The organism is Citrobacter sp. Cb080 (assembly GCF_030334745.1).
GTDB lineage: Bacteria > Pseudomonadota > Gammaproteobacteria > Enterobacterales > Enterobacteriaceae > Citrobacter > Citrobacter braakii.
Genome location: NZ_JAOWDG010000062.1, coordinates 66,183 through 90,203, shown reverse-complemented (window position 1 = coordinate 90,203; position 24,021 = coordinate 66,183). Strand labels below are relative to the sequence as shown.

Sequence of the window (24,021 nt, the reverse complement as noted above, 5' to 3'; positions counted from 1 at the left end):
TCAGCTCAGGAGCGTTACTGCAGCAGAGAAATATCCGCTACGCGCAGGAACAGTTCGCGCAGTTTTGCGAGCATAGACAGACGGTTAATACGCAGATCTTTATCTTCCACGTTGACCATCACTTTCTCGAAGAACGCATCAACCGGTTCACGCAGTTCCGCCAACTCAACCAGCGCTTCCTGGTAACGACCAGCTGCAAAGACAGGCTCCAGCTTATCGCGCAGCACCACAACCTGCAGCGCCAGCGCAATTTCTTCCGGCTCTTTCAGCGTTGCCGAATTTACGCGGTCATTCAGCGTCTCTTCAGACTTCGCCAGGATGTTCGATACACGCTTGTTCGCTGCAGCCAGCGCGGACGCGGCTTCCAGCGTACGGAAGTGCGAAACCGCCTTCATACGTGCGTCGAAATCAGCCGGACGAGTCGGACGACGCGCCAGTACTGCCTGAATGGTATCGACGGTGTAACCTTCATCCTGATACCAGGCGCGGAAGCGACCGAGCATAAAGTCGATCACATCATCCACCACGTTGGCGTTAGTCAGCTTGTCGCCATACAGACGAACCGCTTCTTCGGTCAACGTTTGTAGATCCAGATTCAGGTTCTTCTCAACGATGATACGCAGTACGCCCAGCGCGGCACGACGCAGCGCAAACGGGTCTTTGTCGCCTTTCGGATGCTGACCGATACCGAAGATACCCGCCAGTGTGTCCATCTTATCGGCAATCGCCACGGCACAGGCAACCGGGTTAGATGGCAGGTCATCACCAGCAAAACGCGGCTGATACTGCTCGTTCAGCGCCACAGCGACATCTTCCGCTTCACCATCGTGACGCGCGTAGTGCATGCCCATCACGCCCTGGGTATCGGTGAACTCGAAGACCATGTTGGTCATCAGGTCGCACTTGGACAGCAGGCCAGCACGCGTTGCGTGGTTAACGTCAGCGCCAATTTGACCAGCAATCCAGCCCGCCAGCGCCTGGATACGGTCAGTTTTGTCGCGCAGCGTACCCAGTTGCTGTTGGAACAGCACGGTTTGCAGACGCGGCAGATGGTCTTCCAGACGTTTTTTACGGTCAGTATTGAAGAAGAATTCGGCATCCGCCAGACGCGGACGAACCACCTTCTCGTTACCGGAGATGATTTGCTGCGGGTCTTTGGATTCGATGTTGGCAACGAAGATAAAATTCGGCAGCAGTTTGCCGTCGTTCGCGTATACCGGGAAGTACTTCTGGTCACCTTTCATGGTGTGTACCAGCGCTTCGGACGGAACAGCGAGGAATTTCTCTTCGAACTTCGCGGTCAGCACGACCGGCCATTCCACCAGCGAGGTGACTTCTTCCAGCAGGCTTTCACTCAGATCGGCGTTGCCGCCAATTTTACGCGCCGCGTCTTCGGCATCAGCTTTGATTTTGGCTTTACGCTCAGCGTAATCCGCAATCACTTTGCCGCGCTCACGCAGAATTTCTGGGTACTGATCGGCATTATCGATGGTGAACTCCGGCTCGCCCATAAAGCGATGCCCGCGGATCACGCGATCGGACTGAATACCCAGAATAGTTGCCGGAATAACTTTGTCGCCCAGCAGCAACGTCACGGTGTGAACCGGACGCACGAAGTGAACGTCAGACGCGCCCCAGCGCATCAGTTTCGGGATCGGCAGCTTCGCCAGTGAGGTGGCGATCATATTCGGCAGCAACGCTTCAGCGCTTTCGCCTTTCACATGCGCGCGATACAGCAGCCACTCGCCTTTGTCGGTGGTCAGACGCTCAGCCTGATCAACCGTGATGCCACAGCCACGCGCCCAACCTTCGGCCGCTTTGCTCGGTTTACCTTCGGCGTCAAACGCCTGGGCAATGGCCGGGCCGCGTTTTTCTGCTTCACGGTCGGGTTGTGCTTCAGCCAGGGCAGCGACTTTCAACGCCAGACGACGCGGCGCGGCGAACCACTCCACGTTGCCGTGCGCGATGCCAGCATTATCCAGCTCCGCGGTAAAGTTCGCAGCAAAGGACTCAGCCAGGCTGCGCAGTGCTTTTGGTGGCAGCTCTTCAGTGCCGATTTCCACCAGAAAAGTTTTCTCAGACATGGCCGCCTCTTATTTGTCTTTGTTGCACATCGGGAAGCCAAGGGCTTCACGGGAAGCGTAGTAAGCTTCTGCCACTGCTTTGGTCAGGGTGCGAATACGCAGGATATAGCGCTGACGCTCGGTGACGGAGATGGCTTTACGCGCATCCAGCAGGTTGAAGCTATGGGCGGCTTTCAGAATACGTTCATACGCAGGCAGCGGCAGCGGATTTTCCAGCGCCAGCAGCTGCTGCGCTTCTTTCTCGTACTGCTCGAAGCAGGTGAACAGGAAGTCCACGTCGGCGTATTCGAAGTTGTAGGTGGATTGCTCCACTTCGTTCTGATGGAACACGTCGCCGTAAGTGGTTTTACCCAGCGGGCCGTCGCTCCAGACCAGGTCGTAAACGCTGTCTACGCCCTGAATGTACATGGCCAGACGTTCCAGACCGTAGGTAATTTCCCCGGTCACTGGTTTACATTCCAGACCACCAACCTGCTGGAAGTAGGTGAACTGCGTGACTTCCATGCCGTTCAGCCACACTTCCCAACCCAGACCCCAGGCACCCAGCGTTGGGTTTTCCCAGTTATCTTCCACGAAACGGATATCGTGAATGGTCGGGTCCATACCCAGCTCTTTCAGAGAACCCAGGTACAGCTCCTGAATGTTGTCCGGAGACGGCTTAATCACTACCTGGAACTGATAGTAGTGCTGTAAGCGGTTCGGGTTTTCGCCATAGCGGCCGTCGGTCGGACGACGAGAAGGCTGCACATAAGCAGTCGCCATCGGTTCCGGCCCCAGCGCCCGCAGGCAGGTCATTGGGTGAGATGTCCCCGCGCCGACTTCCATGTCCAATGGTTGAACGATGGTGCAGCCCTGGCGAGCCCAGTAATCCTGTAAGGTCAGGATCAAGCCCTGGAAGGTCCTGGTATCAAACTTTTGCATATTATTTCGTGCTGGATACGTGTGGATTTAAAGGAAGCGGTCAGTATACCCGCTGGCTGCAAGATATACAGTACGAAACGGGAAAAAGGGGGAACTTAGCGCATGGAAAGGTGTAAAAACTGCCCGTCTGCATCAAAAGAGCATACAAAACTCTCTTTACGGAAGGTAGAACCACGCATCTCATAGCTGCCCTGGAATTGTTCCAGACCGGAGATATCAATTTTCTGCACTCCAGTGTTGTAGATTTGTGCCGCCTCATTTTTACATAGTGACTCCATATCCAGCGAACGTGTTGCACTGACTTTGATCTTTTGCGCCTTCTGCGCGGGTGCAGGCGGCTGGGTGTCGGCGCACGCAACCAGTAAAAGGGTAACGATCGCGGAAAAGAAATACTTCATCATCATTTTATTACCGCCTGGTTTGCTGGTCAGTCTTATTATTAAGTGTCTGGAAACGGATGCTATTTTGAGAATCTCATCAGACCATCTCAAGCTTTAGCGTAAGAACTCGGATTTTTCCAGTGAGCTACGCTCGCAAATTTTCGGTCAGACTTTTTTTAATGGATACAGAGGAACTGATGCAGCCCAAAATATTCTGGATTGATAACCTGCGCGGGATAGCCTGTCTCATGGTTGTGATGATCCACACCACGACCTGGTACATCACCAATGCGCAAAGCGTCAGCCCATTGAATTGGGATCTGGCCAATGTGCTCAATTCAGCTTCTCGCGTCAGCGTCCCGTTGTTCTTTATGATTTCGGGCTATCTGTTTTTTGGCGAGCGCAGCGCCAAACCGCGCCATTTCATGCGCATTGCGCTCTGCATCCTGTTTTACAGCAGCGTGGCGCTGGCCTACATCCTGCTGTTTACCTCGATCAACGCTGAGCTGTCGCTGAAAAACCTGCTGCAAAAGCCGGTGTTCTATCACCTGTGGTTTTTCTTCGCGATCGCCGTAATCTACCTGGTTTCCCCGCTGATACAGGTAAAAAATATCAGCGGCAAGATGCTGCTGGCGCTTATGGTGGTTATTGGGGTGATTGCCAATCCCAATACCGTCTCACAAAAAATTGGCGGTTTTGAGTGGCTTCCCATCAACCTGTACATCAGTGGCGACACCTTCTACTACATTGTGTACGGTATGCTAGGCCGAGCGATTGGTATGATGGATACGCACAAGCGCGCGCTTACCTGGCTCTGTGCGGCGTTGTTTATCACCGCAGTGTTTATTATTTCTCGAGGCACGTTGCATGAACTGCGTTGGCGAGGCAATTTTGCCGATACTTGGTATCTCTATTGCGGCCCGGCGGTGTTTATTTGTGCTGCCTCCCTCCTGACGCTGGTCAAAAATACGCTCAGTACGCGCACTCTGCCGGTACTGGGCCTTATTTCCCGCCACTCCCTGGGCATTTATGGCTTTCATGCGCTGATCATTCACGCGCTACGCACCAACGGTGTAGAACTCAAAAACTGGCCGCCGCTGGATATGTTATGGATTTTTAGCGCCACGCTAGCGGGAAGTTTACTGTTGTCTGTATTGTTGCAGCGCATCGATACGCGCAGACTGGTGAGCTAACAATAAAAGCCCTCGATCGGTAACCATCGAGGGCATACGATCACTCCGTAAAATCGTCTGCGACTGCCAGCGTTTCTTTTGGATGCTCAAAGTCACTATCACGGATATTTTTCTGCACCGCAACGGTACCAAACAGGCTTAAAAAGAAGGCCAGGCCGTAAAACCCTTTCTCGTTTAGCAGCAGCGGGGCATTCCACAAACCGATAACCAACAATGCAACCGCAATAATAAACGCGGCAAGACAGGTTATGTAGTAAATCGGCGTAGTCGGGATCCCCTCATATTTATCCCGTACCGTCTTTTGATACGACGCAGCAGAAAACAAACCAAGCACCAAAACAGCAAAGTAATACCCCTTTTCGTTCAACTGCATATCGGCATTCCACAATCCCAGCAGATAAACCACAATGCCGCCGAGAAGCGCGACCCATGACACAATACTAAATGCCGGTGAATAAGTTGATGTCCTGTTTTCCATTTAGAGTTCCGGTCCTTTAGATAAATATTCTGCTGAACGCATGAGTAAAACTTGCCCCAGTAAACATACGATGAATGCCAGCGGGAACAGCCCCTTTTCGAGGGGTGATAATGGGACATTCAATACGCCCACCAACAGCACCCCTACCGTGATGAGCGCCACCATCTGACATACAGAGGCGAAGTGTTCATCGTTCTGATTGAGATTTTCTGCACGCTGATAAACGTACGTCACAAACATTCCCGTCATCAGCACGGCAAAAAAATAGCCTTTGCTACTCAATAACGGGCATGCCCGCCATAAGCCAATAACGTAAATCAATGCACCAGAGAAGAATAATATCCATGGCAACAGCCTTGTTGTCTTCATTGGGACCTCCTTATCCATCATGGATACAATATGAATAACCCGCTAAAGACAACACAGAAAAGGTCACTACGCCGGACTTTCAGAATAAATTCATGCGCGCTAATTATTAATTAGATTGAAATATATATTTGATAAATCCCCTCTGTTTATCAGAGGGGATTTAGGGTCAGGACATCAGCGGTTGTAATTGCTGATAGATTCGGCGGAAGGTTTCCCGACGCTGTTGGTAAAGGGCATGGCGCTCGGCATCAGGATAATGCGCCTGCTCCAGCGTAAGCTGAGGTAGAAGGTCTGATAATGGCTGCTGCGGATTAATGGCAATCTGCGCCAGACGCGCCGCACCGAGAGCAGGACCAACATCGCCGCCGGTACGGTAATCCAACTGCAATCCGCTGATGTCAGACAGCATCTGACGCCAGTATTCGCTGCGCGCCCCGCCGCCAATCAGCGTAATGCTGGAGGGCTGCACGCCGCAGGCGTGTACCACGTCCATACCCTCAGCCAATGCAAAACCAACGCCTTCCAGCACCGCCTGTGCCAGCTCCGCCGGACCATGCTGATGCGTCAGACCGAAAAATACGCCCTTCGCCTGCGGGTTGTTGTGCGGCGTACGTTCACCGGACAGATAGGGTAAAAACCAGACCGGCTCAGCGTGTTCATCCGCCTGTTGCGCTGCGGCAATCAACGCAGGAACGCTCGCCAGTCCGGTTAATTTTGCCGCCCAGTCCAGGCAGGATGCCGCACTTAACATCACGGACATCAGGTGCCATCGTTCAGGCAATGCATGGCAAAAGCTATGGACCGCGCTTTCCGGTTTGCTGAGAAAGCCGTCGCTGACCGCAAAATAGACCCCGGAAGTACCCAGCGATAGCATCGCCTGACCGGCATTCATCATGCCCACGCCAACCGCCCCCGCTGCGTTATCCCCACCTCCGGCGACCACCGCAACCTCCTGCATTCCCCAGGCCCTGGCGACTGCTGGCAACAATGTTCCGGTAATCTCACTGCCTTCATAGAGCGCAGGCATATGCGCACGAGTCAGCTTACAGGCTTCCAGCATGACATCACTCCAGTCACGCTTCGCAACATCCAGCCACAAGGTACCAGCCGCATCAGACATATCGCTGGCGAAATCGCCGGTCATACGCAGGCGCAGGTAATCTTTCGGCAGCAGGACTTTATCAACCCGGCTAAAAATCTCCGGTTCGTGGCGCTGTAGCCACAGCAGCTTTGGCGCGGTAAAGCCAGGCATCATCAGGTTGCCGGTGATGGCACGAGACTGCGGAACCAGGCTCTCCAGCATGACGCACTCTTCGGCGCAGCGACCATCGTTCCACAGGATAGCCGGGCGCAATACCTTCTGTTGTTCATCCAGTAGCGTCGCGCCGTGCATCTGTCCGGCAATCCCCAACGCTTTCACCTCGCGAAGTGAATGCTGCCGACCCAGGGCTTTCACAGCGCGATCCGTTGCCAGCCACCACTGCTCTGGGTCTTGTTCTGACCATAACGGGTGCGGGCGCGAGACGGTGAGTTTCTCTGTTTGCGAAGCGACCACATCGCCCTGCTCGTTGAGCAGAATGGCCTTTACGCCTGATGTGCCAAGATCTATCCCGATATACATAGGGCATCGTTCCTTAAAGAAAGGCCCGGTAGCGCGAGCTGACCGGGCTTACGGACATTCTCAGAGACCCGTTATTTGTCGAACAAATAATGGTTCACCAGATTTTCCAGCAATTCCTGATGACCGCTTTGGTGCACTGGCGCCAGGTTGTGTTGTTCAGCGTACTGCGCAATTTCCGTCAGCGTCATCTGCCCTTTCAGAATTTGCTGGCCCAGCTCACCATTCCAACCGGCATAACGTTTAGCCACGCGCTGATCCAGACCACCGTCTTCAATCATACGCGCCGCAATTTTCAGCGACAGCGCCATGGTATCCATCGCACCAATATGACCATAGAACAGATCGTTTTTATCGGTACTCTGACGACGAACCTTGGCATCGAAGTTCAGGCCACCGGTGGTGAAGCCGCCGGCTTTCAGGATTTCGTACATCACCAACGCATTCTCTTCTACGCTGTTCGGGAACTGATCAGTATCCCAGCCCAGTTGCGCGTCCCCACGGTTGGCATCGACAGAGCCAAACAGACCCAGCGCGATAGCGGTGGCGATTTCGTGATGGAACGAGTGACCCGCCAGCGTGGCGTGGTTGGCTTCGATATTCAGTTTGATCTCTTTTTCCAGACCGAACTGCTTGAGGAATCCGTATACGGTCGCCGCATCGTAATCGTACTGGTGCTTGGTCGGTTCCTGCGGCTTCGGCTCGATAAGCAAAGTGCCCTGGAAACCGGTTTTGTGTTTGTGTTCCACGACCAGTTGCATGAAGCGACCAATTTGCTCACGTTCCTGACGCAGATCGGTATTCAGCAGCGTTTCATAGCCTTCACGACCGCCCCACAGAACGTAGTTTTCACCGCCTAATTTATGCGTGGCATCCATAGCCGTAACCACCTGCGTGGCGGCCCAGCTGAACACTTCTGGATCCGGGTTCGTGGCCGCGCCCGCGCCGTAACGTGGGTTGGTGAAGCAGTTTGCCGTTCCCCACAGCAGCTTCACGCCGCTCTGCTCCTGTTTTGCCGCCAGTACATCAACCATCTGCGCGAAATTGTTTTTGTACTCTTTCAGCGACGCACCTTCCGGCGAGACATCCACGTCATGGAAGCAGTAGTAGGGCACGTTCAGTTTGTGGAAAAACTCGAACGCCACGTCCGCCTTGCGCTTCGCTAATTCCAGCGCTTCACCGGGCTGCTGCCACGGGCGATTAAATGCACCAACACCAAACATATCTGCACCATTCCAGCAGAAAGTGTGCCAGTAGCAGGCAGCAAATCGCAGGTGATCTTCCATACGCTTGCCTAACACTAACTCATCAGAGTTGTAGTGACGAAATGCTAATGGATTAGTTGATTTGGTGCCTTCATAACGAACGCGCTCAAGCTGGTCAAAATAGGCTGGCATAATGAACTCCATAATCAGGTAATGCGGCGGGTGATGGATAATGTCGTAATATTGGGCACTCCCCACCTATTGCTCAATTATGTTATTTCATACTGCCATTGAGATAATTCACAAGTGTGCGCTACTTCTCAAAATAAAATCTGACCAATTTAAAAATTGTTACTTATCAAACTTAAATGCAACCCAGGTAACGAATCATTTAAAATACGATCCCGGTCATAAATCAAGAAATAAACCAAAAAACGTAATTGGAAGATAAAAATCTATAATTGCCTTCCCGCCGTTACCTGTTAAAACTCTGCTACGTCTTATGCTGTGATTGTTACTTTTACTGCTGTTTCCCCCCTACAAAAGGCATCACGATTATGAAGATGAAGAACATTTTACTTGCTGTTTGCACATCCCTTTTACTCACCAGCGTCGCAGGTCATGCCAAAGAAGTAAAAATCGGTATGGCGATTGATGATCTCCGCCTGGAACGCTGGCAGAAAGATCGCGATATTTTCGTCAACAAAGCTGAATCGCTTGGTGCGAAAGTATTTGTACAATCGGCGAATGGTAATGAAGAAACCCAAATGTCGCAGATTGAAAACATGATAAACCGGGGCGTGGATGTCCTTGTGATAATCCCTTACAACGGCCAGGTATTAAGCAATGTTATCAAAGAAGCAAAACAAGAAGGGATCAAGGTGCTGGCTTACGATCGCATGATCAATGATGCTGACATCGATTTTTATATCTCTTTCGATAATGAAAAAGTAGGTGAATTACAGGCTCAATCATTAGTCAATATTGTCCCCGAAGGGAATTATTTCCTGATGGGGGGCTCACCCGTTGATAACAACGCGAAGCTGTTCCGCGCTGGACAAATGAAAGTATTAAAACCGTATATCGACAGCGGAAAAATTAAGGTGGTGGGCGATCAATGGGTTGACGGCTGGTTACCGGAGAATGCGTTGAAGATTATGGAAAATGCGCTAACCGCCAACAATAACAAAATTGACGCAGTAGTTGCCTCAAATGACGCCACAGCTGGCGGTGCGATTCAGGCGCTGAGTGCGCAAGGATTATCAGGAAAAGTCGCTATTTCCGGACAAGATGCAGACCTTGCAGGCATCAAGCGCATTGTCGCCGGGACTCAAACCATGACGGTTTATAAACCTATTACATTGCTCGCAAATACCGCTGCGGAAATCGCCGTCGAACTGGGAAATGATCAACAGCCTAAAGCAGATACTTCGCTGAATAATGGCCTGAAAGATGTCCCTTCCCGACTACTCACACCTATTGATGTTAACAAAGATAATATTAACGAGACCGTCATTAAAGACGGATTCCACAAGAAAAGCGATCTGTAAGCCATGTGCCCTCTGCAAATCAGAGGGCAATAAAACGTGGTGTCAAATTCGCCACGGATATACGTGAATGTCCACGCAGGGTTCTCTTATTGGCTTATGTGGAGCAGTTATGCCATATCTTCTTGAAATGAAAAACATTACCAAGACATTCGGCGTAGTGAAGGCGGTTGATAACGTTAGCCTTAGGATCAATGCTGGCGAAATCATTTCATTATGCGGTGAAAATGGTTCGGGTAAATCGACGCTAATGAAAGTTCTGTGCGGAATTTACCCGCATGGAACCTACGAAGGCGAGATCATTTTTGCTGGCGAAGCCATCCGTGCCAGCCATATTCGTGATACCGAACGTAAGGGTATTGCGATCATCCACCAGGAATTAGCCCTGGTGAAAGAGTTAACAATACTGGAAAATATTTTCCTCGGTAACGAAATGACCCGTAACGGCGTTTTTGATTACGAGATGATGACGTTACGCTGTCAAAAATTACTCGATCAAGTCAGTTTGTCTATTTCGCCAGATACGCGCGTGGGCGATTTAGGATTAGGGCAACAACAGCTGGTAGAAATTGCAAAAGCGCTGAATAAGCAGGTCCGCTTACTTATTCTGGATGAACCAACGGCCTCCCTCACCGAGCAGGAAACTGCAATACTGCTGAATATTATACGTGACCTACAACAGCATGATATCGCCTGCATTTATATTTCACACAAATTGAATGAAGTTAAGGCCATCTCGAATACCATTTGCGTTATTCGCGACGGTAAACACATCGGCACACGCGATGCGACCAACATGACTGAAGACGATATTATCACCATGATGGTTGGTCGTGAGCTCACCGCACTTTACCCCAGCGAGCCTCATATCACGGGAGAAGATATTTTACGGGTTGAGAATCTGACAGCCTGGCATCCCGTCAATCGCCATATAAAACGCGTCAACGACATTTCTTTCTCACTCAAGCAGGGCGAAATTCTCGGCATTGCCGGACTCGTCGGTGCAGGACGTACCGAAGCCGTACAGTGTCTGTTTGGCGTCTGGTCTGGTCGTTGGGAGGGAAAGATTTTTATTGAAGGCACTCAGGTGCATATCCATAACTGCCAGCAAGCTATTGCTCATGGCATCGCCATGGTGCCTGAAGACAGAAAAAAAGATGGCATTGTTCCGGTGATGGCTGTGGGGAAAAATATCACGCTGGCTGCACTCGATAAATTTACCGGGGGCATGAGCCATCTTGATGATGCCGCTGAACAAAAATGCATTCTGGAATCGCTTCAACAGCTCAAAGTAAAAACATCGTCCCCCGACCTTGCGATCGGGCGTCTGAGCGGAGGGAATCAGCAAAAAGCGATTCTCGCACGTTGCCTCCTGTTAAATCCCCGGATTCTCATTCTTGATGAACCCACCAGGGGTATTGATATCGGCGCCAAATATGAAATCTACAAACTCATCAACCAGCTCGTCCAGGAAGGCATTGCCGTGATTGTCATCTCCTCTGAATTACCTGAAGTGCTCGGACTAAGCGATCGCATCCTCGTGATGCATGAAGGAAAACTGAAAGCTAACCTGGTAAATCATAACCTGACTCAGGAGCAGGTGATGGAAGCCGCATTAAGGAGCGAACATCATGTCGAAAAACAATCCGTCTGAAGCGAAACTTTCTCCCTCTATCACAGGTGGTTTCCCAGCAATAAAATCGCTTAACTTGCAAGTCTTCGTCATGATTGCGGCGATTATCGTGATTATACTGTTTTTCACGTGGACCACTGATGGCGCATACCTGAGCGCACGTAATGTCTCGAACCTGCTTCGACAGACTGCGATTACCGGTATTCTTGCCGTGGGTATGGTGTTTGTGATCATTTCCGCTGAAATCGATCTCTCTGTCGGTTCCATGATGGGATTATTGGGCGGCGTAGCGGCGATCTGTGATGTTTGGCTAGGCTGGCCTTTACCGCTGACGGTGATCGTAACCTTGACTCTGGGATTGCTCCTCGGGGCATGGAATGGATGGTGGGTTGCTTACCGCAAGGTTCCGTCGTTTATCGTCACCCTTGCGGGAATGCTGGCTTTCCGCGGTATTCTGATTGGCATCACCAACGGCACCACCGTATCCCCCACCAGCGCAGCAATGTCTCAGATTGGTCAGAGCTACTTGTCTGATGGCACAGGCTTTGTCATCGGTGCTCTCGGCTTAATGGCGTTTGTTGGCTGGCAATGGCGAGGCCGTATGCGTCGCCAGGCGTTAGGCCTTGCCACTCCCGCATCAACGTCGGCTGTGGGTCGCCAGGCATTCACAGCCATTGTCGTCTTAGGGGCAATCTGGCTATTAAACGATTATCGTGGTGTTCCAACGCCCGTCCTGCTGCTGACGCTGCTGCTGCTCGGTGGGATGTTTATGGCCACGCGCACGGCATTCGGTCGGAGAATTTACGCCATTGGCGGGAACCTGGAAGCCGCCCGCCTTTCAGGTATCAACGTTGAACGCACCAAACTTGCCGTCTTCGCTATTAATGGTTTGATGGTCGCCATTGCCGGGCTCATTCTTAGCTCCCGGCTTGGCGCAGGTTCCCCTTCCGCAGGGAACATTGCAGAACTGGATGCCATTGCCGCATGTGTTATCGGGGGAACCAGCCTGGCGGGAGGGGTCGGGAGTGTTGCCGGCGCCGTCATGGGCGCATTCATTATGGCTTCTCTCGATAATGGAATGAGTATGATGGACGTCCCCACCTTCTGGCAATACATAGTGAAAGGGGCGATATTGTTGTTGGCGGTATGGATGGACTCAGCAACCAAACGTCGTTCCTGAATTTAAGAAGTGGGTGTATCTCAATGCCGGTTAATGCAACCGGCATTGTCTTATCTACATGATTCAGCGGGAAAAGAACCATGTTTTATAAACGTCATCGTATTACGTTGTTATTTAATGCCAATAAAGCCTACGACCGTCAGGTGGTTGAAGGGGTTGGCGAGTATCTGCAAGCGTCGCAATCGGAGTGGGATATCTTCATAGAAGAAGATTTTCGTGCTCGCATTGATAACATTAAAGAGTGGTTAGGCGACGGCGTTATTGCCGATTATGACGATGATGATATTGCGCAATTACTTGTCGATGTGGATGTTCCGATCATTGGCGTTGGGGGTTCCTACCATCTGCAGCAAGATTATCCACCAGTACATTACATTGCCACCGACAACCACGCGCTGGTAGAAAGCGCCTTCCTGCATCTGAAAGAGAAAGGGATTAACCGGTTTGCATTTTATGGTCTTCCGGCTTCAAGCGGTAAACGCTGGGCCGCAGAACGTGAATATGCGTTTTGCCAGTTGGTTGCCAAAGAGAAGTACCGCGGCGTCGTCTATCAGGGGCTGGAAACCGCGCCGGAGAACTGGCAGCACGCGCAAAATAGGCTGGCGGACTGGCTGCAAACCTTACCTCCACAAACCGGGATTATCGCCGTCACCGACGCACGTGCGCGGCACGTTCTGCAGGCCTGTGAACATCTGCATATTCCGGTACCGGAAAAACTGTGCGTCATTGGTATCGATAACGAAGAGCTGACCCGTTACCTGTCACGAGTCGCCTTGTCCTCCGTCGCTCAGGGGGCCAGACAAATGGGGTATCAGGCAGCCAAACTACTCCACCGCCTGCTGGCTCACGAAGAGATACCCTTACAGCGCATTCTGGTTCCTCCTGTACGCGTTGTTGCGCGTCAGTCTACAGATTATCGTTCACTTACCGATCCTGCCGTTATTCAGGCGATGCATTACATTCGCAACCATGCCTGCAAAGGTATCAAGGTTGATCAAGTGTTGGACTCAGTAGGGATTTCACGTTCGAATCTGGAGAAACGCTTTAAAGAAGAGGTCGGAGAGACCATTCACGCCGTGATTCATGCCGAAAAGCTGGAAAAGGCGCGCAGTCTGTTGATTTCTACCACGCTTTCAATCAACGAAATTTCACAGATGTGCGGCTATCCGTCTCTGCAGTATTTCTATTCGGTATTCAAGAAAGAGTACGACACGACGCCAAAAGAGTATCGCGATGTGAACAGTGAAGTGTTGCTATAAGGATGATAGCCGGATGGCGAAGTCGCCATCCGGCACTCGAAATTACATATGCGCGGCGATTAAACGCTGGTTGTCCTGATACATTGCGAACAGATAGTTGTTATAACTCTGTCCCTTAGTGGAATAACCCTTCAGCTTATGGATCATCGCGGTGGCGGTGACTTCCTGATCGGCTTTACGCAACTGCGCACGTGACTTACGGAAGGAAGAGTAGGCCGGATGCGTATTCAAATTAATGACGTAAGCATTCACCGACTCTTTCACTGATTCAAACTGTGAGTAGCCTTTCACCTTACCCGGAGCATTGTTACAACGACCCTTGCCACATTTCATGCCAAACAGGTTGTTGTTGCTACGCGCCAGCTTCGACGTACCCCAGCCGCTTTCTGCCGCAGCCATGGTTGCCACCATACTGGTCGGGATAATGTCTACACGCTCAAGCAGCGTATTCCACGGAATTTTACGCGTGTTACCAGACCAGTTCACCTTGTAGCGCTTCGCGATGTCTTTCATACGCGTACGCTCAGTCGGTGACCAGCGGTTCTGGTACTGTTTTGAAATCAACCAGTTACGGTCCGCCGTAATGGCAGCATTTTGACTGCTAATATAAGGCATAACCGTCCGGAGAAACGCTTTTTTCCTTGGTGTTCCGGAAGGGTATTTTCGCAAATCAGGAAGTGAACTACTCTTTGCACTATTGCGAGAATACTCTTGTTTACTGCTAACCTGTTTATTACTTGCCTTGGTTATCTGGGGCTTGTGACTCGTTGTCGCCGTGTGTGTCTTTGCCAGCACCTCACCCGAAAATGCAACGGTGAGTAACATAAGAATCATTGCCCCATATCGTCGAATGGTAGTCAATATCATTAGGTCTCCTGGTCGGATTTATACATTCCAACACCTTATATTTTTCACAAAAATGAGAGATGAATCTCAAATCATATCAAAAATAGCCGTCAAGAGCACCCACAGGAATAGTCCAATTCTGAAACTATGTCACGTATTAACAGTTCTGGGTGCCATTAATTCGAAGAAAATGTGGAGGTTATCGCAAAATAAGTTCATTTTTTGCGCGCGATCGCTCCCCCTCACTTCTCCTCCTGGCGGAATCAACTCAAAGGAGGAGTTTCCGGCCTGATTTCGCTGGCAAACTGGCGAAAATCGCAGCATCAAGGACAGCACTATGAAACTTGCCGCCGTTGCGCTGGCGCTAATGCCCGGCATTGCCATCGCCTCATCATGGACGTCTCAAGGACTTCCCACCTTCGAAGCGGAAGGTACGGGTAAATTCGTCAGCCATGCAGCGTTGACGAAGGGTACCCGTCCTTTAACCCTGAATTTTGACCAACAGTGCTGGCAGCCTGCTGATGCGATAAAACTCAACCAGATGCTGTCGCTAAAACCTTGTGAAGGCACGCCGCCACAGTGGCGTTTATTCAAAGACGGCGATTACACGCTGGAAATCGATACCCGCTCCGGTACGCCAACGCTGATGCTGTTGGTAAAAAGTGCTAAGGACACCGTCACCCCCCAGATTCGCCAATGCCCGAAATGGGACGGTTCACCATTAACGCTGGACGTGAGCCAGACCTTCCCGGAAGGTGCCGTGGTGCGTGATTTCTACAGCCAGCAAACGGCAACGGTAAAAAACGGGTCGATTACCCTACAACCCGCCGCAACCAGTAACGGGCTGTTGCTACTGGAACGGGCGGAAACCGATGCCCCCGCCGCTTTCGACTGGAATAACGCCACGGTGTATTTCGTCCTGACGGACCGCTTTGTGAATGGCGATCCGAGTAACGACCACAGCTATGGGCGTCGCAACGACGGCATGCAGGAAATTGGCACGTTCCACGGTGGCGATTTGCGCGGGCTCGCCAGCAAACTCGACTACCTGCAACAGTTAGGTGTCAACGCCCTGTGGATCAGTGCGCCGTTTGAGCAAATCCACGGCTGGGTCGGCGGTGGCGCCAAAGGGGACTTCCCCCATTACGCTTACCACGGCTACTACACCCAGGACTGGACCACGCTTGACGCCAATATGGGAAACGAAGCGGACCTGCGCGCGCTGGTTGATGGCGCACACCAGCGCGGCATCCGTGTCTTGTTTGATGTGGTGATGAACCATACCGGCTACGCCACGCTGGCGGATATGCAGGAGTATCAGTTTGGGGCACTGTACCTATCGGGCGATGAACTGAAAAAAACGCTCGGGGAACGCTGGACGGACTGGCAGCCATCCGCCGGGCAAAGCTGGCACAGTTTCAATGATTACATCAACTTTAGCGATAAAGCTGGCTGGGAAAAATGGTGGGGAAAAAACTGGATCCGCACCGATATTGGCGATTACGACAATCCTGGCTTTGACGACCTGACGATGTCGCTGGCTTTCCTGCCCGATCTGAAAACCGAATCCACCACGCCTTCCGGGCTGCCAAACTTTTATCAGCACAAGCCGGATACGCACGCCAAAGCCATCGCCGGTTACACGCCCCGGGATTATCTGACGCACTGGCTCAGTCAGTGGGTGCGTGATTATAGGATTGACGGCTTTCGGGTCGACACCGCTAAACACGTCGAGCTTCCCGCCTGGCAGCAGCTAAAAACACAAGCCAGCGCGGCGCTGGTCGAATGGAAGAAAGCCAATCCGGAAAAAGCGCTGGATGATAACCCCTTCTGGATGACCGGCGAGGCCTGGGGTCACGGTGTGATGCAAAGCGACTATTACCGTCACGGCTTCGATGCGATGATCAATTTCGACTACCAGGAGCAGGCGGCAAAGGCCGTCGATTGTCTGGCAAATATGGACCCCACCTGGCAGCAGATGGCGGATAAATTGCAGAACTTCAACGTCCTGAGCTATCTCTCCTCGCACGATACACGTCTGTTCCGCGAAGGTGGAGACAACGGCGCCGAGCTATTGCTGCTGGCACCTGGCGCGGTTCAACTCTTTTATGGCGACGAGTCGGCCCGCCCCTTTGGCCCAACCGGCTCAGACCCATTACAGGGTACGCGCTCAGAGATGAACTGGCAGGATGTGACCGGGAAATCTGCCGCCAGCGTCGCCCACTGGCAGCGAATCAGTCAGTTCAGGGCCAGACATCCCGCCATTGGCGCCGGTAAACAAATCACGCTGCCGCTGACGCAGGGATACGGATTTATTCGTGAGCATGGCGACGATAAGGTGATGGTGGTGTGGGCCGGTCAGCCCTGATCCCGGCAGGCTTCTCGCTGTGCACGCAGCGGGAAGCCTTACTCAACATTAAAAACCAGCCAAATAAAAATCAGTAGCACAAAATCTCAATCCGGCCTGCTACCCCTGATTTGCACCCTGCCATGGGTAGCGCTATGGTTAGCCACTTTACTACTCAGTTCGACAGACCACCTGCTATGACATTCTCACTTTTTGGCGACAAATTTACCCGCCATTCAGGCATCACACGCCTGATGGAGGACCTTAACGACGGTTTACGCACCCCAGGCGCCATCATGCTCGGTGGCGGCAATCCGGCGCAAATTCCAGAGATGCAAAATTACTTTCAGTCTCTGCTGGCAGATATGCTGGAAAACGGCAAAGCCACTGATGCGCTTTGCAATTACGATGGTCCACAAGGTAAAACCGAGCTGCTGACTGAGCTGGCGAAACTGCTACGTGAGAAGCAGGGTTGGGATATCGAGCCACAAAATATTGCACTGACAAATGGCAGTCAGAGCGCATTTTTCTACTTATTCAATCTGTTCGCCGGACGCCGCGCCGACGGAACAACGCAAAAAGTGTTGTTCCCGTTAGCTCCGGAATACATTGGCTATGCCGATTCCGGGCTGGAAGAGGATCTTTTTGTCTCCGCGCGTCCAAACATCGAACTGTTACCAGAAGGTCAGTTTAAGTATCACGTTGATTTTGAACACCTGCACATCGGTGAAGAGACGGGCATGATCTGCGTGTCACGTCCGACAAACCCGACAGGCAACGTGATCACCGATGAAGAGCTGATGAAGCTGGACCGGCTGGCCAACCAGCATGGGATCCCGCTGGTGATTGATAACGCCTATGGCGTACCGTTCCCCGGCATCATCTTTAGCGAAGCGCGCCCGCTGTGGAACCCCAATATTGTGCTGTGCATGAGCCTTTCCAAGCTGGGTCTGCCAGGCTCCCGCTGCGGCATCATTATCGCGAATGAAAAAATCATCACCGCTATCACCAACATGAACGGCATTATCAGTCTCGCGCCTGGCGGAATGGGTCCAGCAATCATGTGCGAAATGATTAAGCGCAACGACCTTCTGCGCCTGTCCGAGACGGTGATCAAGCCGTTTTATTATCAGCGCGTTCAGGAGACGATTGCGATCATTCGCCGCTATTTATCTGAAGATCGCTGCCTTATTCATAAACCGGAGGGCGCGATTTTCCTGTGGTTATGGTTCAAAGATTTGCCTATCACTACCGAACTGTTGTATCAGCGTCTGAAAGCGCGCGGCGTGCTGATGGTTCCCGGTGACTACTTCTTCCCGGGTCTGGATAAACCCTGGCCGCATACGCACCAGTGCATGCGGATGAACTACGTGCCAGAACCGGAGAAAATCGAAGCTGGAGTGAAGATTCTGGCTGAAGAGATCGAACGCGCCTGGCTGGAAGGCTAACGCAAACCCGACCCCAGAGCGGGTCGGGCTCACTTCACAGCGGCTGTGAACGCAGGCGCTGGCGCTGAATACTGACGGCATCAATACACTGCAACGCGCTGGTCGGGCAGGCTTCGACACACGCGGGTCCCGCATCACGGTGCCAGCATAAATCGCACTTTATCGCCTGCACCCGTGACGAGCGGGCGACGACATTCATTGCCCCAAACGGGCAGGCCAGCATACAACTTTTACAGCCAATACAACGCGTCTGTTCAACGAAGATATGCCCATGTTCACGACGAATTGCGTGCGTCGGGCAGACATTTGCACAGGGAGCGTCCTCGCATTGATGGCAGGCGACTGCCGTCGTAAAGGCGTCGTCTTTGATCACGCGGATGCGCGGGGTAAACGCAGTAGGAGAGACCGACGCGCAGTCCTGGTTTTGCTGGTGCGCGACGACGCAAGCAACTTCGCAGGTACGACACCCAATACATTTTGCCGCATCCGCCATAATAAACTCGTTCATTGCTCCCTCCGTCTGCGTGAAAACCACAGAGTGCCAGAGAGGTTGCCCCTGACGCCTTGATCGGACAGGGGAAACGGTTAAATATTGTCAGGTGCCTGAACAACTATGGCGATCCGCCTAATCGCGAACGGTAAAACCCAGCTCATTGGAAATCGCCTGCGCGGTTTCCCGTAGCGGCTTGAGTAGATTTTTTTCCCCTATCTGCTTAAGTCGCGAAGTAGAGAGTGAAATTGACACCGCGTACGGCACCCGACCATGAATATCAAACACCGGTACAGCAATACAGGAAACGCCCAGTTCGTTCTCTTCCCGATCCATCGCCATACTGCTTTCGCGGATCTGCGCCAATTCGTCGTACATCGCCGGCAAACCGGTAATGGTATTGCGGGTCAGCGGCTGAATAAGATCCTGATGGCTCTCCCAATAAGATTCCACATAATCCGCATGTCCAAACGCCATGTAAATTTTACCCATCGCGGAGCAATACAGCGGCATATGTTGACCGATATAAGCGCGGGTACGCAGCATGCCCGTCGTCGGTTCCAGCTTATAAATCAGAATCGCGTGGTCATCTTCACGGCTTGAGAAGTTGATTGTTTCACCCGTGGCAATGTTCAACGCTTCGAGGTGCGGTGCGGCAACATGGATGATATTCAGTGAAGATAGTGCCTTCTGACCCACGGCGATAAATTTAGTGGTCAACCTATAGCTACCCGCAGCAGGTGCAGGCGTGACATATCCGCAGGACTGCAGCCCTTGCAGGAGTCGATGCACAGTACTTTTGTTCAGCCCGGCCAGTTCAGACAGATGGGCCAGTGGGCACCCATTCGGATAGTTACTCAGAATCTCAATCAACATTAAACCACGGAACAGGCTCTGACTTCCGGCTGGCCTCTCTTTGTCTTGCGTCATTTCACTCTCTTTTGTGCCCATCGCTTCCGCTCCCCTTTTCGTCGCGCTCTGATGGTAGCGCAAAGTGTGTTTCAGTTCACGATCTGAACCGAAAAAACACAACCATTTGATTTTGATGATTTTAAAAAATAGACCACCCCGTTGATCTGTCAAAATTTGATCGCTATATTTGAAATCAGATTTCGCATAGTGAAATTTAGAGATAAAAAAGCGATCAAATTTAAACAAGGAAACAGGAATGAAAGTCACTTTTGAGCAGTTGAAAGATGCGTTCAAGCGGGTACTGCTGGCACGCGGTATTGCCGTTGAAACCGCCGATGCCTGTGCCGAAATGTTTGCGCGCACCACCGAGTCCGGCGTTTATTCGCACGGTGTGAATCGTTTTCCTCGTTTTATTCAGCAATTGGATAACGGCGACATCATTCCTGAGGCCAAACCGCAACGCATTACCAGCCTGGGGGCGATTGAACAATGGGATGCCCAGCGTTCGATCGGCAACCTGACGGCGAAAAAGATGATGGACAGAGCCATTGAGCTGGCCTCCGATCACGGTATTGGCCTGGTCGCACTGCGTAACGCCAACCACTGGATGCGCGGCGGTAGCTATGGCTGGCAGGCGGCGGAGAAAGGTTACATCGGTATCTGCTGGACTAACTCGATTGCCGTCATGCCACCGTGGGGTTCGAAAGAGTGCCGCATTGGTACTAACCCGCTGATCGTCGCGATCCCCTCATCACCAATCACCATGGTTGATATGTCGATGTCGATGTTCTCCTACGGCATGCTGGAAGTGAATCGCCTGGCCGGTCGCCAACTGCCGGTAGATGGTGGCTTTGATGATGAAGGCAATCTCACCAAAGAGCCGGGTGTTATCGAAAAAAACCGCCGCATTTTGCCAATGGGCTACTGGAAAGGTTCAGGTCTGTCGATTGTGCTGGATATGATTGCCACCCTGCTTTCTGATGGCTCCTCCGTTGCGGAAGTCACCCAGGATAACAGCGATGAATATGGCGTTTCACAGATTTTTATCGCCATTGAAGTTGATAAGCTGATCGACGGCGCCACCCGCGATGCCAAGCTACAGCGGATTATGGATTTCATCATCACCGCCGAACGCGCAGATGAAAACACGTCTGTCCGTCTGCCGGGCCACGAGTTTACAAAGCTACTGGAAGAAAATCGCCGGAACGGTATCACCGTTGACGACAGCGTCTGGGCAAAAATTCAGGCCCTGTAAGGAGCAACACCATGATCTTCGGACATATTGCTCAACCTAACCCATGCCGTTTGCCCGCTGCGATTGAAAGGGCGCTCGACTTTCTGCGCACCACAGATTTTCAAAAACTGGAGCCGGGCGTGGTGGAGATCGACGGTAAAAATATCTTCGCGCAAATTATCGATTTAACCACCCGTGACGTTGCCGAAAATCGTCCTGAGGTGCATCGCCGCTATCTGGATATTCAGTTTCTGGCCTGGGGTGAAGAGAAAATCGGGATCGCCATTGATACCGGGAATAACCAAATCAGTGAATCGTTATTAGAACAGCGCGATATTATTTTTTATCACGCCAGCGAAAATGAATCTTTCATTGAAATGATTCCGGGAAGTTATGCCATATTTTTCCCGCAGGATGTTCACCGCCCTGCATGTCATAAAACTGTCGCCACGCCGATCCGTAAAATAGTTGTGAAGGTCGCTATTTCAGTTTTATAAAAAGGAGCACAACATGAGCGTTAATAATGCCGGTTATATTATCGGTGCGTACCCCTGTGCACCCTCATTTCACCAAAAGAGTGAAGAGGAAGAGAAGGATTTCTGGCGACAACTCGCCGATACCCCGGATATTCGCGGACTGGAGCAGCCCTGCCTTGAACATCTTCACCCGTTAGGCGACGAATGGTTATTACGTCATACACCGGGCGACTGGCAAATCGTGGTCACAGCTATAATGGAAACCATGCGCCGTCGTGGCGCAAACAGCGCTTTTGGGCTGGCTTCCAGCGACGAAGAACAACGTAAAGCCTGCGTGGCGTATTACCGCCATCTGCAGCAGAAAATCAACCATATCAATGCGGCCCACGCCGGAAAAGTAATCGCGCTGGAGCTGCATGCCGCACCCTGTGCCTGCAATCCAGATGTTGCGCAGGCCACCGACGCATTCGCCCGTTCGCTTAAAGAGATAGCCAATTGGGACTGGTCCTGCGATCTGGTGCTGGAACATTGTGATGCCATGACCGGTATTGCGCCGCGCAAAGGTTTTCTGCCGTTGGAAAACGTGCTGGAGGTCATTGCCGGGTATGACATCAGCGTGTGCATTAACTGGGCGCGCTCGGCCATTGAAGGACGGAACCTCACCCTACCGCTGACCCACACGCAGCAGGCCAAACGGGCTGGAAAACTGGGCGCACTGATGTTTTCCGGTACCACGCTTGCGGGGGAATACGGCGAGTGGCAGGACTTACACGCACCGTTTGCCCCTTTCTGTCCAGAAGGTTTGATGACCACAGAGCATGCCCGCGAATTATTCGCCTGCGCAGGAACCGAGCCATTGCAATTTGCCGGCATTAAATTACTGGAAATAAATGCCAATGCAGATGTGGCTCATCGTGTAGCAATATTGCGCGACGGTATCGCCGCATTAAATAAAGCAAAACTATAAAAATAAAATACTACTCTACGAGAATATTAATATGAACATGACCTCTCGCCCTACACTTCAAGATATACCCCGTCAGCGCTGGCTACGGATTATTCCACCTATTCTCATCGCCTGTATTATTTCTTATATGGACCGCGTCAATATCGCATTCGCGATGCCCGGCGGAATGGATGAGGAATTAGGTATTTCCGCCACCATGGCCGGTCTGGCCGGTGGTATTTTCTTTATCGGCTATCTGTTTTTACAGGTTCCCGGCGGAAAAATTGCCGTACACGGCAGCGGCAAGAAATTTATCGGCTGGTCGTTGGTTGCCTGGGCGGTCATTTCCGTTTTGACGGGGTTGATCACGAATCAGTATCAACTGCTGGTTTTGCGCTTCTTACTCGGCGTTGCCGAAGGCGGCATGCTGCCGGTCGTGCTGACGATGATCAGTAATTGGTTCCCCGATGCCGAACGCGGTCGCGCCAATGCGATTGTGATTATGTTTGTGCCGATTGCCGGGATCATTACCGCCCCGCTCTCGGGTTGGATCATCACCGTGCTCGACTGGCGCTGGCTGTTTATCATTGAAGGTTTACTGTCTGTCGTCGTCCTGGTGCTGTGGGCCTATACCGTTTACGACCGTCCGCAGGAAGCGCGCTGGATCTCTGACGCCGAGAAAAATTACCTGGTGGAAACGCTGGCCGCCGAGCAAAAAGCCATTGCCGGAACCGAAGTCAAAAATGCCTCTCTGGGCGCAGTACTTTCCGATAAAACCATATGGCAGCTAATCGCGCTGAACTTCTTCTATCAGACCGGGATTTACGGTTACACCCTGTGGCTGCCGACCATTCTCAAAGAGTTGACTCACAGCAGCATGGGGCAGGTCGGCATGCTCGCCATTCTGCCTTACGTCGGCGCAATTGCCGGGATGTTCCTGTTCTCTTCTCTCTCTGACCGCACCGGTAAACGCAAGCTGTTCGTCTGCCTGCCGCTGACTGGCTTTGCCCTGTGCATGTTCCTCTCTGTGGCGCTGAAAAATAACGTCTGGCTGGCTTATGCCGCGCTGGTCGGCTGCGGATTCTTCCTGCAATCGGCTGCGGGCGTGTTCTGGACTATTCCGGCGCGTTTGTTCAGCGCGGAAATGGCCGGTGGCGCACGTGGGGTCATCAACGCTCTCGGCAACCTCGGTGGCTTTTGCGGTCCTTACGCGGTCGGCGTACTCATCACCCTGTACAGCAAAGATGCGGGCGTTTACTGCCTGGCAATTTCACTGGCTCTGGCCGCGCTGATGGCCCTGCTGCTGCCAGCGAAATGCGATGCCGGCGCCGCGCCGCTAAAGACGCTGAATCCACATAAACGTACAGCTTAAAACAATGCCCGGTGGCGCTTCGCTTACCGGGCCTACAGGTAGCAACCGTCGTAGGCCGGATAAGCGTAGCGCCATCCGGCAAA

The 24,021-nt window shown here is 52.1% G+C and carries 21 protein-coding genes; 11 read left to right on the top strand and 10 right to left on the bottom strand.

Going from position 1 to position 24,021, the window contains the following annotated elements; all coding sequences use genetic code 11:
- Window positions 1-14: 14 nt before the first annotated feature.
- The 3 genes from glyS to OGV38_RS10905 all read right to left on the bottom strand — a co-directional run bounded on the left by glyS (window position 15) and on the right by OGV38_RS10905 (window position 3,409).
- Entirely contained in the window at window positions 15-2,084 is a 2,070-nt protein-coding gene (gene glyS, locus OGV38_RS10915) for a glycine--tRNA ligase subunit beta (protein WP_286473299.1), read from the bottom strand.
- A gap of 9 nt (window positions 2,085-2,093) precedes the next feature.
- The gene (gene glyQ, locus OGV38_RS10910) at window positions 2,094-3,005 is read right to left on the bottom strand and encodes a glycine--tRNA ligase subunit alpha (protein ID WP_001168551.1); all 912 of its coding nucleotides are present in this window, start codon (window positions 3,003-3,005) and stop codon (window positions 2,094-2,096) included.
- A gap of 95 nt (window positions 3,006-3,100) precedes the next feature.
- Complete coding sequence (locus tag OGV38_RS10905) at window positions 3,101-3,409, bottom strand: YsaB family lipoprotein (protein WP_016154920.1); 309 nt, start codon at window positions 3,407-3,409, stop codon at window positions 3,101-3,103.
- Between the two features lie 173 nt (window positions 3,410-3,582).
- Between OGV38_RS10905 and OGV38_RS10900 the strand changes: the two genes are divergently transcribed.
- Window positions 3,583-4,578, top strand: coding sequence for an acyltransferase (locus OGV38_RS10900; protein ID WP_046275799.1), 996 nt, complete (start codon window positions 3,583-3,585; stop codon window positions 4,576-4,578).
- Window positions 4,579-4,618: 40 nt separating this feature from the next.
- Here the strand turns inward: OGV38_RS10900 and yiaA are convergent, their stop codons facing one another.
- The 4 genes from yiaA to xylA all read right to left on the bottom strand — a co-directional run bounded on the left by yiaA (window position 4,619) and on the right by xylA (window position 8,440).
- The gene (yiaA, locus tag OGV38_RS10895) at window positions 4,619-5,056 is read right to left on the bottom strand and encodes an inner membrane protein YiaA (RefSeq protein WP_286473298.1); all 438 of its coding nucleotides are present in this window, start codon (window positions 5,054-5,056) and stop codon (window positions 4,619-4,621) included.
- On the bottom strand, window positions 5,057-5,425 hold the full coding sequence (gene yiaB, locus OGV38_RS10890) for an inner membrane protein YiaB (protein WP_047415855.1): 369 nt from the start codon (window positions 5,423-5,425) through the stop codon (window positions 5,057-5,059).
- A 166-nt stretch (window positions 5,426-5,591) separates the two neighbouring features.
- Complete coding sequence (gene xylB, locus OGV38_RS10885) at window positions 5,592-7,046, bottom strand: xylulokinase (protein WP_222186612.1); 1,455 nt, start codon at window positions 7,044-7,046, stop codon at window positions 5,592-5,594.
- 71 nt (window positions 7,047-7,117) lie between these two features.
- Window positions 7,118-8,440, bottom strand: a complete 1,323-nt coding sequence (gene xylA, locus OGV38_RS10880) for a xylose isomerase (RefSeq protein WP_222186611.1) — start codon at window positions 8,438-8,440, stop codon at window positions 7,118-7,120.
- A gap of 365 nt (window positions 8,441-8,805) precedes the next feature.
- Here xylA and xylF point away from each other — a divergent pair, with 365 nt between their 5' ends.
- The 4 genes from xylF to xylR all read left to right on the top strand — a co-directional run bounded on the left by xylF (window position 8,806) and on the right by xylR (window position 13,867).
- Window positions 8,806-9,798 (top strand): D-xylose ABC transporter substrate-binding protein, encoded by a 993-nt coding sequence (gene xylF, locus OGV38_RS10875; RefSeq protein WP_016154926.1) that lies wholly within the window; start codon window positions 8,806-8,808, stop codon window positions 9,796-9,798.
- A gap of 109 nt (window positions 9,799-9,907) precedes the next feature.
- A complete protein-coding gene (locus OGV38_RS10870) occupies window positions 9,908-11,449 on the top strand; it encodes a xylose ABC transporter ATP-binding protein (protein WP_286473296.1) in 1,542 nt (513 codons plus the stop codon).
- Window positions 11,427-12,608 (top strand): xylose ABC transporter permease XylH, encoded by a 1,182-nt coding sequence (gene xylH / locus OGV38_RS10865; RefSeq protein ID WP_286473295.1) that lies wholly within the window; start codon window positions 11,427-11,429, stop codon window positions 12,606-12,608. The genes OGV38_RS10870 and xylH overlap by 23 nt, the downstream gene beginning before the upstream one ends.
- Window positions 12,609-12,688: 80 nt before the next feature.
- Window positions 12,689-13,867, top strand: coding sequence for a D-xylose utilization transcriptional activator XylR (gene xylR, locus OGV38_RS10860; RefSeq protein ID WP_016154929.1), 1,179 nt, complete (start codon window positions 12,689-12,691; stop codon window positions 13,865-13,867).
- Window positions 13,868-13,909: 42 nt separating this feature from the next.
- On the opposite strand, the gene OGV38_RS10855 is transcribed toward xylR, so the two are convergent.
- The gene (locus tag OGV38_RS10855) at window positions 13,910-14,734 is read right to left on the bottom strand and encodes a protein bax (protein WP_286473294.1); all 825 of its coding nucleotides are present in this window, start codon (window positions 14,732-14,734) and stop codon (window positions 13,910-13,912) included.
- A 316-nt stretch (window positions 14,735-15,050) separates the two neighbouring features.
- Here OGV38_RS10855 and malS point away from each other — a divergent pair, with 316 nt between their 5' ends.
- Complete coding sequence (malS, locus tag OGV38_RS10850) at window positions 15,051-17,081, top strand: alpha-amylase (RefSeq protein ID WP_286473293.1); 2,031 nt, start codon at window positions 15,051-15,053, stop codon at window positions 17,079-17,081.
- A 176-nt stretch (window positions 17,082-17,257) separates the two neighbouring features.
- Entirely contained in the window at window positions 17,258-18,508 is a 1,251-nt protein-coding gene (gene avtA / locus OGV38_RS10845) for a valine--pyruvate transaminase (RefSeq protein WP_075848044.1), read from the top strand.
- Between the two features lie 34 nt (window positions 18,509-18,542).
- Here the strand turns inward: avtA and OGV38_RS10840 are convergent, their stop codons facing one another.
- Both OGV38_RS10840 and yiaJ read right to left on the bottom strand, forming a co-directional pair.
- A complete protein-coding gene (locus OGV38_RS10840) occupies window positions 18,543-19,016 on the bottom strand; it encodes a 4Fe-4S binding protein (RefSeq protein WP_075848042.1) in 474 nt (157 codons plus the stop codon).
- A gap of 117 nt (window positions 19,017-19,133) precedes the next feature.
- Window positions 19,134-19,949, bottom strand: a complete 816-nt coding sequence (gene yiaJ / locus OGV38_RS10835; protein ID WP_016154934.1) for an IclR family transcriptional regulator YiaJ — start codon at window positions 19,947-19,949, stop codon at window positions 19,134-19,136.
- A gap of 217 nt (window positions 19,950-20,166) precedes the next feature.
- Between yiaJ and yiaK the strand changes: the two genes are divergently transcribed.
- The 4 genes from yiaK to OGV38_RS10815 are packed head-to-tail and all read left to right on the top strand — an operon-like array spanning window position 20,167 to window position 23,938.
- Window positions 20,167-21,165 carry a 3-dehydro-L-gulonate 2-dehydrogenase gene (gene yiaK, locus OGV38_RS10830; RefSeq protein WP_269519161.1) on the top strand — a complete coding sequence of 333 codons (999 nt, stop codon included), beginning with the start codon at window positions 20,167-20,169 and terminating at the stop codon, window positions 21,163-21,165.
- 11 nt (window positions 21,166-21,176) lie between these two features.
- Complete coding sequence (locus OGV38_RS10825) at window positions 21,177-21,641, top strand: YhcH/YjgK/YiaL family protein (protein WP_075848038.1); 465 nt, start codon at window positions 21,177-21,179, stop codon at window positions 21,639-21,641.
- Between the two features lie 13 nt (window positions 21,642-21,654).
- Complete coding sequence (locus tag OGV38_RS10820) at window positions 21,655-22,587, top strand: DUF4862 family protein (RefSeq protein WP_286473292.1); 933 nt, start codon at window positions 21,655-21,657, stop codon at window positions 22,585-22,587.
- A gap of 31 nt (window positions 22,588-22,618) precedes the next feature.
- Window positions 22,619-23,938 (top strand): MFS transporter, encoded by a 1,320-nt coding sequence (locus tag OGV38_RS10815; RefSeq protein ID WP_286473291.1) that lies wholly within the window; start codon window positions 22,619-22,621, stop codon window positions 23,936-23,938.
- The last annotated feature ends 83 nt before the right edge of the window (window positions 23,939-24,021 follow it).